The organism is Kutzneria buriramensis, assembly GCF_003387475.1.
Lineage (GTDB): Bacteria > Actinomycetota > Actinomycetes > Mycobacteriales > Pseudonocardiaceae > Kutzneria > Kutzneria buriramensis.
The window spans coordinates 318,202-332,563 of sequence record NZ_QUNO01000001.1 but is presented as its reverse complement, the minus strand read 5'-3'; the positions used below and the strand labels follow the sequence as shown (position 1 = coordinate 332,563).

The following is a 14,362-nucleotide window of genomic DNA, read 5'->3' as shown; positions in this document are numbered from 1 at the left end:
ACCGCCCAGCGCCCTCATTTCTGTCCTCAGAGCTGGCGCGGCCGGGCCAGCGAACGCAGCGCCGGCGCGACGGGGCGACCGATCAGAAACCGGTCCACGCCACCGTCTTCCAGCGCCTGGCGGTAGACGACCAGGGCCTCGCGGGTGGCCCGGATGGTGTGCTCGACGTCGGCGACGGTGTGCGCCGCCGAAATGACGAACGACTGCCCGAGCACTCCCCGGCGCAGCAGCTCCTGGAGGAACAGCGTGCGGTACGGCTGGGAGGGCCGCCCCTCGCCGTCACGGGTGGTGAACACCATGCACGACGGCCGGCCGATGGCGGCGACGAGGTGCTCGACGCCCAGCTCGCTGGCGGCGGAGTTCACTCCCTCGGCCAGCTGCGTGCCGCGGCGCTCCATGACGCCGATCGGGTCGCTGTCGGCGTAGGCCCGCACGACGGCGCGAAACGCCGCCAGGGACACGGTTTCGGGGCCGTGGGTGGTGGAGAGCAGGAACACGCGCGGCGACTCCGTCCGCAGCCCGCCGAGTTCCATCAGGTCCCGCCGGCCGGCCAGCGCCGAGATCGGGAACCCGTTGCCCATCGCCTTGCCCCAGCACGACAGGTCCGGCCGCACCCCGTACACGGTCTGTGCCCCGCTGGCCGACCACCGGAATCCCGTGATCATCTCGTCGAAGACGAGCAGCGCGCCGTGGGCGTCGCACAGCGCGCGGACCCCTTCCAGGAAGCCGGGTTCCGGCTCGGCCAGCGCGGTGGCCGCCTCCATCACCACGCACGCGATCTGGCCGCCGTTCTCGGCGAACCGCTGCCGCAGCGACTCGAGGTCGTTGAACTGGAAGCGAACCGTCTGGTTGCGGGTGTTCTCGGGCACGCCGGCGTTCATCTCGACCGCGCCGATGAACCAGTCGTCGGCGGAGAAGAACGGCTGATCGCACACCGCCACCATGTCCCGGCCGGTGGCCGCGCGGGCCAGCCGGATCGCCGCGGACGTGGCGTCGGAGCCGTTCTTGGCGAACTTCACCATGTCCGCGCCGGGCACCAGGCTCAGGAAGTCCTCGGCGGCGGCCACCTCGAGCCGGGTCGGCCGCGAGAAGTTCACGCCGTCGGCCAGCGCGCGGTGCACGGCGTCGAGCACCGGCCGGTAGCCGTGGCCGAGGGTGACCGACCTGAGGCCCATGCCGTACTCGATGAAGCAGTTGCCGTCGGCGTCCCAGACCCGGCAGCCGTCGCCGCGGACGAGCACCGGCGCCATGTCCTCCGGGTACTGGTCGGAACCCCGCGCGTAGGTGTGGGCCCCGCCGGGCACCAGTTCGTGCAGCCGGCGCTGCAACGCGCTCGACCGCTCGAAACCCCTACCACCGCCAGGAACGTCCACCGCCGACACTATAGGTAAGTCCGAAATGGACTCCTCAGGGCGGTCGGTGGCCAGCAGCGACCACAGTTCGTAGTCGAGCGATCGCCGGTATCCGCGCAGCAGCCCCTCGCGACGGAAACCGGCGCGGCTGAACAAGGTCGCCGCGCCGTGGTCGCCGACCGGAATCGCCGCGGTCAGCCGGCGCAGCTCGTACTCGCCGAAGGCGTGGTGCAGCAACAGCCGCAGCGCGGACGCCGTGATCGAGGCGCCCTCGCGTGCCTGCGAGATCCAGACGTCCAGCTCGGCGGAGCCGCGCCCCCGGTCGACGCGGTCCAGCAGCAGCTCGCCGGCGATCCCGCCGTCGACGGTGATCAGGAACGGCAGCGCCTTGTCGTCACGGGCCAGTCGCCGCAGCTCCGCGCACCGCTCCCGCCACGCGGCCTCGCTCGTGCGCGTCACCCAGTCGAGATCACTCTCGGCCCACCGGGGCTCCAGACGGTCACCCTCCGGGCGGGCCAGCCGGGACCACTCGGCGGCGTCGGCCCCCTCCGGCGGCCGCAGCTCGACGACCTTGCCCCTGGTCACGACCGGGCCGAGCGTCACGAGCCCGGTGCCGCCCAGTGATCCGAAACGGAAGCGCAACGCCTGACGGAGCAGACCGGGCACCGGACCTCCTGACCGTCGACGCGTCCACCGTGTCCGACATCCTGATACCGGGGGTGTGCTCCAGCCAACCCCGTGTCGGGCAACACACAATCGAGATGACCCTTATGGGTGACAATTCGACACTTTCCGTGCACGCCGGTTAGGACGTGCCGCCGGAAGTCAGCACCGAGGTGAGCATCGCTCCGGTCCGCGCCGGGTCGTTGCGCAGCACCCAGTCGCGCACGTCCGACTCACGCCCCGAGCACGACCACTTGGCGATGCCCTCGGCGATGGCCGCCGGCTCGTCGGCGACCAGCCACGGCCCGTCGGGATCGACGGCGTCGGCCAGCGCGCGGGGCACCAGCGCGGACACCCCGAACTCGGCCGCTTCGATCATCTTGACGCTGATCCCCGTGCTCACGCCGAAACGCGGCACCACAACCAGACCGACCCTCGCATAGAAGTCCGTCTCGTCGGCGACCCAGCCGCTGGAGACGACCCGCGGGTGCCCGGCGAACTCGTCGGTGCCACGACCGGCCAGCACGAAGCGGACGTCGGAGCCGAGCCGCTCCAACTCCTCGTGCACGGGGCCGAGCAGCGCACGCAGGGCGCTGGCGTTCGGCGGCCACGACGCCTTGCCGATGAAGCCGACGGTGTTCGGCCGCTCGGAAACCGATTCCCCCTGCGGGACAACGGGAATCGGCAGGGCCTCGGCGACCGCGCCCCAGTTGCGCAGCACGGACGCGTCCGTTCGGGACAACGCGAACACCCGCCGCGGCGTGCGCAGCAGCCGGCGTTCGGCGTGGCGCAGCCGTGCGCGTTCGCCCAACAGCCGCAACGGCGTCGGCGAATGCTCGGCCGCGATCACGGACTCCACGTTGTGCGCGACGTGCGCGGAAACCGTTACACCGGCGGCATGGGCCAGCAACAGAGCGGGCCATCCGCTGGTGAGCACCGGTTTTCCGGCGGCCCGCGCGCGAAGCAGCTGCACCGCCCGGGACCAGCCGCCGAAGGCCGTGAACTTCCTTGCCAGATAAGGCTCCGGGCTCACCAGCATGCCGAGGGCGACCCGGGCGAGGGCTGCTCGGTCCGAGCGCATCTCCAACGGCACGGAGCCGGCGGAGACGCCGCTGTAGCCGTGTTCCCGCCACTCTCCGTCGGGTCCGGTCACCGTGACCAGGTCGACCGAGGTTCCGTTGACCCGCAACGACTCCAGCAGCCTTCGGTCGACCCAGCCGCCGCCGCCGAGCTCCCTGCGACCCGGCGGGTACGCGGTGACGACGCAGACCTCGGCGGTCACCGCCGCGCGCCCAGCAACCGGGCCACGGCGGCGTCACCGAGGACCCGCAGGACAACCGGGACGGATCGTGCATACCGCCCGGCCAGCCGGCGCGGCTCCCGCAGCATGCGGTACAGCCACTCGGCGCCGAGTTTCCGCCAGATCTCCGGCGCCCGGGTCTGCTCACCGGCGATGAAGTCGATCGCCGCGCCGACGCAGACGGACACGCCCCGACCGGACATCCGCAGCCAGCGATCGGCGAAAAGCTCCTGCTTGGGCGCGCCCAGACCGACGAAAAGCAGCTGGACACCGGACATCTCGACCAGCTCGGACGTCTCGCGGCACACGTCCTCGTCGTTCTCGAAGCCGAGCGGCGGCGAGTGCACGAGCTCGACCTTCAGCTCGGGCAGGCGGCGCACCAGCCGCTCCGCGGCCTTGGCGGCCACACCGGGCTTGCCGCCGAGGAAACCGACGGCGATGCCCCGATCCGCGGCCTCGGCGCACAGCGCCGGCAGCAGGTCCGCGCCGGTCACCCGGGCGCCGGCCTTGGCCCCGCGCCACTTCATCGCCAGCACCACCGGCCAGCCGTCCGGCAGCACGAGCTCCGCTCGGTGATAGGCGGCCATCAGCGCGCGGTCGCGTTGGAGCAGGTCCAGGTGCTGGCCGTTCGGGGTGACCACGACGGCGCGCTCGCCGGCGTTGGTCTCGGCGAGTCTGAGGATCTCCTGCGCGGCGGGGTCGAAGTCGAGGTCGTGCACACGCACGGGGCCCACCCGCAGCGCCGGAATCGTCATGGATCGTGTTTCCCTTCGCGATCCCACAGTCCCGATCGGACTCGCCGGACTTTCCTCCTGCCACGCCTGCACTTCTGAAGCGTCGCAACGTCGAGTATGGGGGAAGATCAGATCCGCCTGCGGGCGGGGTGCCCTCACGGACTCAGACCTCCGCCGGGGCGTCAAGTGCCGTGGACAAACGGTCACGTCCGCCGAACCACCCAAGGGCCACCACCGCACCGGTGATCACCATGCCGGTGACCAGGTACAGCAGCGAGTGGTGCAGCACGAGCCCCGTGCCGACCAGGGCGGCGACGACCACCGCGGTCGCCGCCAGCGGCACCGCCAACCCCCGCAGCAGGGCCGGCACGTGCACGCCGGCCCGCCACAGACCCCATGCGTGTACGGGAAGCGCCACGACACAGGCGACGGCCGCGACCGCCCACCCCATGCCGACGAGCCCCCAAGTCGCCGTGGCGACAATGGCGGTCGGCACCAGCGCGACGAGCCAGATCACCTGCACCAGCACGGAAGACAGCGCCGAACCCGCAGTGATCATCAGGTTGAACACGAGGTCGGCCAGCACCCGGGCGATGGTGGCCACGGCCAGACCGGCGAGCACCGGCGCGGCCGGCGCCCACTTGTCGCCGTAGACCAGCTCGACGATCTGCGGCGCGAGCAGCGCCAGCGCGGCGCCGCCGGGCAGCACCGCCATGGCGACCATGCCGATCACCGCCGACGCCGCGCGGTCGAGGTCCACGCCGGCGTCACGCGCCCGAGAGAAGGTCGCGAGGCCGACTCGCTCCACGGTCGTGGTGATCACGGAGGCGGGCCAGCTCGACACATTCGACGCGAGGTAGAAGAAGCCGAGCGCGGTGGCGCCGAGCATCCGTCCCGTAATCGTTTGCGGAGCGTATTGCAGCAGCACCATCACCACCGACGACACCACGACCGCGCCGCCGTACTTGGCGACCTCGGCGACGTGCTGCCGCCTGATCCCGAAGCGCGGCAACTGCTTGGTGACGATCAGCAGCAGCAGCGTGACCACCGCCGTGCCGCTGACGTGGCCGATCACGAGCGCCCACGCGCCGAAGCCGGTCACCGCCAGGGCGGCGGTCAGCCCGAGGTTCACCAGCAACCCGGCGACGTCGGCGATCAGGCGTCTGGCCTGGCGCAGGTTCCGCGTCAGCAGCGCGCCGGGCACGGCCGCGAACCCGTCCAGCAGGACGTTGATCGACAGCACCCGCACGAGATCGGCGGCCTGCGGCGAGCCCAGGCCGGTCGCCAGCGCGGGCGCGGACAGCAGGCACAGCACGTACACGATCGACGCGCCGCCGACGGAGATCGTCCAGACCGTGGGCAGCATCGGGCGGACGTCGCCCTTGTGCCGGACGAGCGCCGTCGCGGTGCCGAAGTCGTTGAATGTGAGCAGCAGCGTCTGCACGACCAGGGCGGTCGTGTAGAGCCCGAACTGCTCGGGCGCGAGCAGCCGGGCCAGCAGCACCCCGACGGCGAACGTCGCCAGCCGCGAGAACACCGTGTTGATCAGGCTGAACCGCAGGCCGAGCTTGAACTGCCCGGACAGCGCGCCGTCGGAGTCGCGCGAGCCGTCGACGACCTCGCTCACGTGGAAACTCCGATCGCCGTTGCGTCCCAGTCGGTGAAGTAGCTGCCACTGTGCACCGAATAGTCCACAGTGGCCACTGGAACGTGGCGTACCCGTAATTTCGCGGAGACCCGGTGCACGAATTCCCAGTCCTCACGCGGATGCACCCAGCGCGGCCGCGCCCACGGATCGAACCGGACGCCGGCGAAACGCCGCAGCACCACGGCATTGATGTCCACCCACTCGCCGTCGCGGTGGGCCGCGCGGTCGAACGGCCGGCTCAGCACGTCCAGCTCGCTGCCGTCCTCGCGAAGCCGGCGCAGCGCCGTGTACACCATGCCGGCGCCGGACTCGAGCGCCGCCAGCGCCCGCTCCAGATGGTCGGGACGCCAGGTGTTGTCGTCGTCGAGGAAGGCCACGTACGGGGATCGGCTCAGCTTGAGGGCGACGTTGCGAGCCAGGCCCGGGCTGCCGTGGTTGCGCGACAACCGGAGCACGACGAGCCGCGGGTCGTCCGGCAGTCCGTCCAGCTCGCCGCCGCCGTCGTCCACCACGACCACGACGACGTCGCGCACGGTCTGGTTCAACGCACTTGTCACCGCGGTGACCAAACGGTCGGCGCGGCGGTAGGTCGGCGTGATGACGGCGACACTCGCGGACGGCACTCGCTCCAGGCCACGCGCCAGCGCGGCCACCTCCGTGTGCTCGGCCCGCTCCGCGTCGAAGCGTTCGGCCGCGAAGCGCACCCGCCACCAGTTCTCGCCGACGACGTTCTTGCCCACCGACTGTCGGAGCAGGTCCTTCACCGGCTGCGGCAGCAGGGCATAGTCCCTCACGCACGGCCTCCTATCGCCCTGGTCACCCGGATTCGTCGGCGGAACTCCGGCGGTGCGGCCGGGTTGGTCGGCACGCCGGCGACCAGCACGCGCCGCCCGCGCAGGAGTTCCCGAAGCGCGCGGCGGTGGATGCCCCGGCGCAACGGTAGCCGGATGAGCTGGGCGATCAGCAGGGTGGCCCACACCAGCTCGGCGGCCGTGCGGCCCTCCCAGCGGGCCACGTGGACGACCTTGTTGGTGATCAGCTGGGCCCACAGCGCCGGCGAGGTCGTGACGTCACCGCCCTCGTGCGTGGCGCGCGCGGTGGGGACCTGCCGCACCCGCCAGCCGGCGTCAACGACGCGGCGGCAGTAGTCGACCTCCTCCGAGTACAGGAACAGGTCCTCCTGCCACTTGCCGATACGCAGCCGCACCTCGGCGGGGATCAGCAGCGCGGCGCCGTTGGCCCAGTCGACGTCGATCGGGCGCGCCGGCATCGGCGCCTCGACGCGCTCGCCGAACGCGCCGGCGCGGGCGCCGAGCAGCGCCTCCGCCAGCACGCGAGTCGGCGTCGGACGTCGGCGCAGCGTCGGCTCGACGGTGCCGTCGGTTCGGGTGACGAGCGGGACGGCCACGCCGACCGAGCCGGTCGAGCAGGCCGCCAGCAGCGCCAGCGCGCAGCCGCGTCCGAGCACGACGTCGGCGTTCAGCACGAACAGCGCCTCGTCGGGCTCGGCCCACTCCGCGCAGGCGTTGATGCCGGCGGCATAGCCCAGGTTCGCGCCGGTCTGCACCACCTTCGCGTCCGGCGCGAGGCGGTTGATCACGTCGACGGTGTCGTCGCTCGAACAGTTGTCGGCCACGACGAGCCGCCAGTCGGTGCCGTCCATGCCGGCGGGCAGGCTCGCCACCAGCCGGGGCAGATCGGCGGCGGAGTTGAAGGTCACGACCGCGACCAGCACCCGAGTCATGCGACCACCTCGGTTCGGCGGGCGATCCGGTACAGCGCCCCCGCACTGCCGACGAGCATCAGGGACACCCCTTCGAACTGCGGGAAGGTGAGCCCGTCGTACGTGCCGAAGCTCAACGCGCACACCAGCAGCGCCACCCCGATCGCCCAGGCCGCGTCCCGCACCTGCGGCGGCGACTCGATCTTCTTCGACCGCCAGAACCGGAACGACCACCACATCGGGACCCCGAGCAGCAGCACGAAGCCGACCAGGCCGGGCAGGCCCGACTCGACGGCGGTCAGCAGGTACTGGTTGTCCAGGAACGGCTGGACCGACGTGACGTAGGTGCCCAATCCCTGACCGCCCAGCGGTTTGGCCAGGAAGTGCTGCCACACGTAGTCGTACTTGGTCAGGCGGGACCAGATGCTGCTGTCCTTGCTGGACCCGGCGACCGTGCCGACCAGCACGTCCATCAGCTTCGGCTGCACCACGCCGGCGGCGAGCACCATGCTGGCCATCAGGCCGCCGGCCAGCAGCCAGCGGACCAGCCCGTACCGGGGCAGCAGGAACAGCGCGACCACCGCGAGCCCGAGCAGACCGGTGCGGGAGATCGACACCAGCGGGCCGACCGCGAGCACCGCGGCGCAGGCCCACCAGAACGTCTTGAGCCGGCCGTACCGGGCGAGGTGCAGGGTGAGCGGCAGCATCGCCGCGGCGGTCGCCGCCAACTCGATGGGGTGATTGGCGAAGCCCAGCGAGCGCACGAGGCCGCCACGTGGCAGCGAGATGCTCACGAGCTGCTGCGTGACCAGGCCCGGGAACACGGTGAGCGTCCGCAGGTCGACGGCGTGGACGAACTGGCCGATCGCGGCGATCGCCGAGCAGCTGAACCCCACCACGGCGCCGGCGAACACCGCCCGCAGCGCGCGGGTGCTGCTCAGGCCGTCGCAGACGAGCAGCGCCACACCCGCGGCGAGCACGAAGAGCATCGCGGTGCGGTCCGCGCCGGAGATCCTCGAATCCGGCACGCCGCCGATGAACGCGACGGCGTCGGCCGCCGCCAGCAGGCCGAGCGCCACCAGCACGATCCGGCGTACCGGGTTGGGACCCGTGGCCAGCTTGAATCCGCCGGCGAACCGGGCCACCAGCCACCACAGCAGGCAGCCGCCGGCCACGATCCGGGCCGGGGTGATCGCCCCGCCGCCGCCGGCGAGCACGTTGTTCTGCGGCAACGCCAGCAGCAGCATGTAGACGGCGAGGACGACGTGCGGCGAGACCCGGAACAGGGCTTCGGCGGCGAGCGTGGTGACCGGCACGCGTCTGCCGGCCGCGGCCACCGTCATCGGCGGCTTCCCCCGCCTTGCTTCTGGTCGCTGCGCACCGGCGAGAACTTGATCGTCGGCGAGTCGGCGGGCGAGGTGACGGCGGGCAGCACGCCCCGGCGGTGGTCGTTCGCGCCGTTCAACTTCTCGACGGCCGCGCCGGCCGCGGTCGGCGGAGCCTTCGGGGCCGGCGGGGTGGCCGCCGGCGGGGTGGCCGCCTCCTCCGCCTCGGCGGCTTCGCGGCGCTTGGCCCGGGAGACCAGCACCCGGTCGGCGACGACGATGCCCAGCACGCCGAGCACCAGACCGAGCGCGGCGACCAGGCCGACGGCCCGCAGCTGGGAGGCGTGCGTCGTGACGGCGTCCGTCGTCGGCAGCACGTCGGTCAGCGTCAGCCGCTGCGCGGCGGCGACCTGGGCCGCGTCCTGGCGGTTCTTCAGCTCGTCGATCGCCCGCTGCCGCACGACCTGCGCGCCGTGCACCGCGCCGGCCGCCGACAGGTCGGTCACGGTGATCGTGATGAAGGGGCTGTCGGTCTGGGAGGTGTCGGTGACGCCGTTGGCGTTGGTGACCTCGATGGTGCCGTTCGCGCCCTTGGCCACGTAGCCGTCGGCGGTGGCCGGCGCGGTGAGCACGGTGACCAGCAGCGCCGCCATCCGCGACTGGGCCTGGTCCGAGACCGTGTACGGGTTCTGCACGTCCTGGTTGCTCGCCGGCGTGACCAGGGCGATCGCGGTCACCTTGTACTGCTGGGGCACCAGGAACAGCACCGCGCCGACCAGCACGGCGAACGCGGCGGCGACCGCTGCGGTGATCTGCCACCGCCGTCGCAGCACTCGCAGGATGTCCAACGCGTCCACGTCCGTGTTCCCTTTCGCGTCACTCTGCGCCGCGGGCGGCAGGCCCGCGGCTCGGTCTCACTTGCCCAACAGCCGGCCGGAGGCCGACGCGGCCATGCGTGCCCCGTCGAGGGCCGCCCTGGCCACGTTGCGCGCCATCGGCGCCGCGTTCTCGCGGACCCACGGTCGCAGTGCCAACAGTGCCAGCACTCGATCCTGGCGTCGCAGGGGTGCCCCCGCGATGGCCCTCAGGTACCAGCCGGCCTCCTCGACGTTGGGGAGGACCAGGCGGCGGCCGTCGGTGCGCTGCGTCCGGTACCAGTCGCGGGCCGAGACCGACTGGGTGAGGCGCTGCTCGTGCAGGCGGTGCAGCAGCAGTTCCTCGCGGACCTCGACGAACCGGCCGTACAGCGCCAGCTCGGCGATCAGGATCCGGTCGTTGTTCTTGACCGGCGGCAGCAGGTGGGTCTTCGTCAGCACGTCCCGCAGGTACAGGCCGTAGCAGTGGTAGTTCTCGTGCTCCAGGCCGATCAGGTCGCGGATGCGGACGACCGGGTCGACGTGGTCGGTGCGACACGGATTGTGCCAGTGCCCGACCGTCCGCCCGCCGGAGTCGATCTGACGGGCCGAGGTGAAGGCCAGCACCGCGTCGGGGCGGTCGGCCAGCGCGGCGACCATCTTGTGCAGCCGGTCCGGCTCGTACGCGTCGTCGGAGGCGGCCCAGGTGAAGTACCGCGACCTGGCCTCGTGCACCAGGCGGTTGTGGTTGGCGGTCGGGCCGATGTTGCGCTCGCGTCTGCGGTAGCGGATCCGGTCGTCGTGCCGGGCGGCCTCGCGGCACAGCTCCTCGGTGCCGTCGGTGGAGCAGTTGTCGCCGATCCACAGCTCGAAGTCGACGTCCCGCTGCGCCAGCAGGCTCGCCAGCGCGGCGGCCAGGTAGGGCTCGCCGTTGTACACCGGCAGTCCGACGGCGACCGGCGCGGTCGCGGCGCCGATGAGCGTCGGGGCCGCCTTGTCCGCGACCTTCCTGTTCACCAGACCTCCAGTGATGACGGCGGGATCCCCGGTACAGGCTCGGTCATGCCGCTGGCATTCGGCAAGGTCCGACGCCGCCGTTCGGCTCACCCGGGATCGATGCGTCAGCTTCCCAGCCGGTGCGGCGTGGACCAATTCGGACAGGAGGCCGGCAAAACGGGTCGTACGGGGCATTTTTTGTCCACAATTCACAATCGTGACCGACCGCATTCGTCGCGCGGTCGGCGGTCATGGAAGATCACCGGAGCGTTGTGTTCGACAATTTCGGTCAGTACGCGCCTTGGCCGCGCACCACCGCGCGAACCGTCTTCCACAGGATCAGCGCGTCGAGCGCGAGCGACCAGTCCTCGACGTATCGCAGATCGAGGCGAACCGATTCGTCCCACGGCAGATCGCTGCGCCCACTCACCTGCCACAAACCGGTGAGGCCGGGTTTCACCAGCAGCCGGCGCAGCATGTCCGGCCCGTAGGCCTGCACCTCGCTCGGCAGCGGCGGCCGGGGGCCGACCAGCGACATGGTGCCGCCGAGAACGTTGAACAGCTGGGGCAGCTCGTCGATGGAGAACCGGCGCAGCACCGCCCCGATCGCCGTCACCCGGGGGTCGCGGCGCATCTTGAACAGCGGGCCGGCGGCCTCGTTGCCGGCCTGGAGGTCGCCGCGGTGCCGGTCGGCGTCGACCACCATGGTGCGGAACTTGAGGATCGTGAACGGGCGGCCGTCCTTGCCGATCCGCCGCTGCCGGTACAGCGCGGGGCCCCGGTCGCCGAGCCGGATCGCGGTGGCGATGGCGAGCAGCACCGGGGAGAGGGCGGCCAGCAGCACGAGCGCGCCGATCTTGTCGACGATCTCCTTGACCACGCGGCGGGCGCCGGTGAAGGTCGGCGCGCTCACGCGCAGCAGCGGCAGGCCGAGCACGCCGGTGACGTGCACCCGCGGGCCGGCGACCTCCATCAGGACCGGCGCCACGACCATCTCGGTGGAGGTGCCTTCGAGCTGCCAGGCCAGGCGCTGCAAGCGAAGCGGGGTCCAGTACGGGTCGGGCGTGACGGCGACGACGCGGTAGCCGCCGCGCCGGACGCGGTCGGCCAGGTCGTCCAGTTGACCCACGACCGGCACGCCGTCGATCTCGCCGTGCTCGACCGGATCCGACTGCCCGCCGGCGCACACGGCCTCGATGCGCCAGCCGTTGTGCGGCTCGCGGCGGGTCCGCGCGATCAGGTCGGTGGCGGTGTCCACGCTGCCGGCCACCATCACCGGGAGCAGGCAGCGGCCGGCGCGCCGGCGGCGGTGCAGCAGCTGGCGGAGGATGTAGCGCAGCGGAAAGGCGACGAGCGCGATCGTCGGCGTGACAACGAAGATCCAGCCCCGCACGCCCTGCACGTTCAGGCCGAGACTCACCACGGCCAGCACCACGGCGGCGGCGACGATCGCCTTGCCCAGCCGGCGGAACTCCTCGGCCTCCTGGCCCAGCACCGCGGTGCTCCAGGCGCGGCAGGCGGTGAGCGAGGCGAGGATGGCGGTCACCGTGGCGCCCGCCAGGAACAGCGGCGGATAGTCGCCGCTCGGCGCCGACGCGGCGATCAGGCTGCCGACCGTCAGCACGACCGCGAGGATCGAGCCGAGGTCGCTGGCCATGACCACCCGGCGGTACTTGATCTCCCAGGTGGTGATCGGCCGCGCGGGCGGGTGGGCGTCCACCTGCCACTGTCGGCGGAGATCGACGGGGACCGGGATCCGCACCGTGTCGGCGTCGTCCCGTCTGAGCTGTCTCACCCGGACCCGCATCCCGTCTCCCAAGATCAACTTATTCGGGGCCAGAAGTGCCTCCCGATGACCCGCGTGCACGAAGGGCGGGGCGGGGTCGGCGTGACGATATCCGAACCACGGCCTCGACGATTCGGCAGTTAGGTTATTGCTTGTACCGCCGAACGCTTCCAGCGGCATGCACGAATATCCCCCACTTGAGTGACAAGTAAGCATCGCGCCTTGTCGATACGGGAAAGTTACGGCGAAAGTTGAACCGAGAGTGACGCAGATCCGTGGGGTACCGCGACCGGTGAACACTCAGTCGAGTGAGCACGCCACGTCTGAGTGGTCGACTGCCGGCGGCCGAACGCGAATAACACAAAGGGCACGGAACATCAGAGATGTTCCGTGCCCTGCGCAATCTCACACTGTGCGAGCTTTAACGAGCTGTGGCCAGGGGCGGGGTCGAACCGCCGACCTACCGCTTTTCAGGCGGTCGCTCGTACCAACTGAGCTACCTGGCCAGGAAGACCGGAAGCCCGATCGTACTCCTGCGACCCAGACGGGACTTGAACCCGCGACCTTCGCCGTGACAGGGCGACGCGCTAACCAACTGCGCCACTGGGCCTTGCTTGTTCGGTTTTCGTGCCCCCAACGGGATTCGAACCCGTGCTACCGCCTTGAAAGGGCGGGGTCCTAGGCCGCTAGACGATGAGGACTCCGGCTTCCTTGGACCTCCTACGAGGGACCTTGGCATCCGGGCCCTCCAACGACCATCCGCTGGAAGCTCCGCAAGCATAGAACACGTCGGGGACATCCTCCAAAACCGGGGGGCCGGAACGCGCCTACCTGCGCTTTTACCCCGGCCGCAGACGACCCCCGGACGATCAGGCCCTGATCAGGGCCCTGATCCGGCCCGCCGACGCCGCCGGACGCGTCGAAGTGTGCTGCGCCACATCTGGATCGCCGGGCGACGCCCGCCCGCGCGGCCGGAATTCACCGGTCGGCAAAGCCGACCCGTTCACACACCCCGGCGCGTGAATTCCACGAGACGGCTCGAACATTTCGAATGCGGCTCCCGCCGCACCTGACGGAACCTCATGTGTGGGCGGACCGACCGCCGGGAGGCGCCCCGAACGCCTTCGGCCCCGGCGACCGGCCTGGTCCCCGCGGGGAGGAACGCCGCGTCACCGACGGACCGGCGGCACCCCGTCCTCACCGGGCGCGAGCCCCAACATGTCGAGCAGCTGCCGGCAGTCGTCCACGTCGAGCGCGCCGCGGGCGACCGCGAGGCGGGCCCGGTGCACCTGCTCGGCGGAGATCTTCGAGGGCTCGTCGCTGCGCTGGGCGGGCACGCCGTTCGTCGAGCCACGCGGCATCGCGTCGTCGTGCTGCCAGAGGAGCTTCCGGACTTCCAGGTTCCCGCTCATGATGCCTCCCCGACTCGGCCTTCGGCGGCGAGGCTAAGCGAGCCGCGGCGCGCCTTGCAGCCCCCCGGAGAGTGATTCCCATCAGACGGAGAGTGACCGTGAGTTATGCACCAGAACGGCCACTGATCAACACCTCCGGGCCTGCACCGGTCAAGCCGGTCGCCGGGGGTCGTCGCCGGCGCCGCCGCCATTGCCCGCACGGGCGAGGCGGCACGCCTCAACGGGCCGCGAACCATGCGGGGAACACGGTGGAATGGTCGCGGACGCGTGCCGACGGCCCGGGGCGAACCCGGGTTCGAGAACGCGGCCACACGCCGGAGAACAACAAGCTGATCGCGTTGCTCTTCGTAGTGTGCGGCCACGCCCCGGAAGTCGCGCGAGCAAGCCCGCGTCACTCTCCGGAGAGCGACACCGCGCCGAGAGAGAGCATGGCTCAACCATTGTCAATGGCGTCGCACAAGAAGTTGTCACGTGTGTCGTCGGCCGCCGCCGCCCGGTTCGACGACTTCGAGAACCGCGGACATACCGTCCATGCCAACGGCGGGGATTGCCCGGTCGTCACCCGCCCT

Annotated in this window: 11 protein-coding genes, 3 tRNA genes and 1 pseudogene; all 15 read right to left on the bottom strand. The window is 71.3% G+C overall.

Annotated features, from left to right (window positions below; genetic code table 11):
• Positions 1 to 26: 26 nt before the first annotated feature.
• Positions 27 to 1,373 carry a glutamate-1-semialdehyde 2,1-aminomutase gene (locus BCF44_RS01480; RefSeq protein WP_379801720.1) on the bottom strand — a complete coding sequence of 449 codons (1,347 nt, stop codon included), beginning with the start codon at positions 1,371 to 1,373 and terminating at the stop codon, positions 27 to 29.
• Positions 1,374 to 1,469: 96 nt separating this feature from the next.
• Positions 1,470 to 1,937, bottom strand: a pseudogene (locus BCF44_RS59115) (GNAT family N-acetyltransferase); the annotation flags it as partial.
• Positions 1,938 to 2,157: 220 nt separating this feature from the next.
• Complete coding sequence (locus tag BCF44_RS01475) at positions 2,158 to 3,297, bottom strand: glycosyltransferase (protein WP_116172235.1); 1,140 nt, start codon at positions 3,295 to 3,297, stop codon at positions 2,158 to 2,160.
• Positions 3,294 to 4,070 carry a WecB/TagA/CpsF family glycosyltransferase gene (locus BCF44_RS01470; RefSeq protein WP_116172234.1) on the bottom strand — a complete coding sequence of 259 codons (777 nt, stop codon included), beginning with the start codon at positions 4,068 to 4,070 and terminating at the stop codon, positions 3,294 to 3,296. Before BCF44_RS01470 ends, BCF44_RS01475 begins: the two co-directional genes overlap by 4 nt.
• Positions 4,071 to 4,212: 142 nt before the next feature.
• Positions 4,213 to 5,676: a lipopolysaccharide biosynthesis protein gene (locus tag BCF44_RS01465; protein ID WP_170217294.1), complete on the bottom strand. Its 1,464-nt coding sequence runs from the start codon at positions 5,674 to 5,676 to the stop codon at positions 4,213 to 4,215.
• Positions 5,673 to 6,491 (bottom strand): glycosyltransferase family 2 protein, encoded by an 819-nt coding sequence (locus tag BCF44_RS01460; protein ID WP_211352842.1) that lies wholly within the window; start codon positions 6,489 to 6,491, stop codon positions 5,673 to 5,675. The genes BCF44_RS01465 and BCF44_RS01460 overlap by 4 nt, the downstream gene beginning before the upstream one ends.
• Positions 6,488 to 7,441 (bottom strand): glycosyltransferase, encoded by a 954-nt coding sequence (locus BCF44_RS01455; RefSeq protein ID WP_116172232.1) that lies wholly within the window; start codon positions 7,439 to 7,441, stop codon positions 6,488 to 6,490. Before BCF44_RS01455 ends, BCF44_RS01460 begins: the two co-directional genes overlap by 4 nt.
• Positions 7,438 to 8,763 carry an O-antigen ligase family protein gene (locus BCF44_RS01450; RefSeq protein WP_116172231.1) on the bottom strand — a complete coding sequence of 442 codons (1,326 nt, stop codon included), beginning with the start codon at positions 8,761 to 8,763 and terminating at the stop codon, positions 7,438 to 7,440. Before BCF44_RS01450 ends, BCF44_RS01455 begins: the two co-directional genes overlap by 4 nt.
• Positions 8,760 to 9,602, bottom strand: coding sequence for a Wzz/FepE/Etk N-terminal domain-containing protein (locus BCF44_RS01445; protein ID WP_116172230.1), 843 nt, complete (start codon positions 9,600 to 9,602; stop codon positions 8,760 to 8,762). Before BCF44_RS01445 ends, BCF44_RS01450 begins: the two co-directional genes overlap by 4 nt.
• Before the next feature lie 57 nt (positions 9,603 to 9,659).
• The gene (locus BCF44_RS01440; RefSeq protein WP_170217293.1) at positions 9,660 to 10,616 is read right to left on the bottom strand and encodes a glycosyltransferase family 2 protein; all 957 of its coding nucleotides are present in this window, start codon (positions 10,614 to 10,616) and stop codon (positions 9,660 to 9,662) included.
• A gap of 268 nt (positions 10,617 to 10,884) precedes the next feature.
• Positions 10,885 to 12,252, bottom strand: a complete 1,368-nt coding sequence (locus BCF44_RS01435) for a sugar transferase (RefSeq protein WP_246014829.1) — start codon at positions 12,250 to 12,252, stop codon at positions 10,885 to 10,887.
• A 561-nt stretch (positions 12,253 to 12,813) separates the two neighbouring features.
• Positions 12,814 to 12,887 (bottom strand) — tRNA-Phe (locus BCF44_RS01430).
• 30 nt (positions 12,888 to 12,917) lie between these two features.
• Positions 12,918 to 12,991: transfer RNA gene (locus BCF44_RS01425), tRNA-Asp, on the bottom strand.
• An 18-nt stretch (positions 12,992 to 13,009) separates the two neighbouring features.
• Positions 13,010 to 13,082: transfer RNA gene (locus tag BCF44_RS01420), tRNA-Glu, on the bottom strand.
• A 468-nt stretch (positions 13,083 to 13,550) separates the two neighbouring features.
• Positions 13,551 to 13,793 (bottom strand): hypothetical protein, encoded by a 243-nt coding sequence (locus BCF44_RS01415; RefSeq protein ID WP_116172227.1) that lies wholly within the window; start codon positions 13,791 to 13,793, stop codon positions 13,551 to 13,553.
• Positions 13,794 to 14,362 lie beyond the last annotated feature (569 nt).

Bases quoted from the DNA above. Each gene is read 5' to 3' on its own strand.
- BCF44_RS01455 (WP_116172232.1), bottom strand. From the start codon at position 7,441: ATGACTCGGGTGCTGGTCGCGGTCGTGACCTTCAACTCCGCCGCCGAT.
- BCF44_RS01470 (WP_116172234.1), bottom strand. From the start codon at position 4,070: ATGACGATTCCGGCGCTGCGGGTGGGCCCCGTGCGTGTGCACGACCTC.
- BCF44_RS01450 (WP_116172231.1), bottom strand. From the start codon at position 8,763: ATGACGGTGGCCGCGGCCGGCAGACGCGTGCCGGTCACCACGCTCGCC.
- BCF44_RS01415 (WP_116172227.1), bottom strand. From the start codon at position 13,793: ATGAGCGGGAACCTGGAAGTCCGGAAGCTCCTCTGGCAGCACGACGAC.
- BCF44_RS01435 (WP_246014829.1), bottom strand. From the start codon at position 12,252: ATGGCCAGCGACCTCGGCTCGATCCTCGCGGTCGTGCTGACGGTCGGC.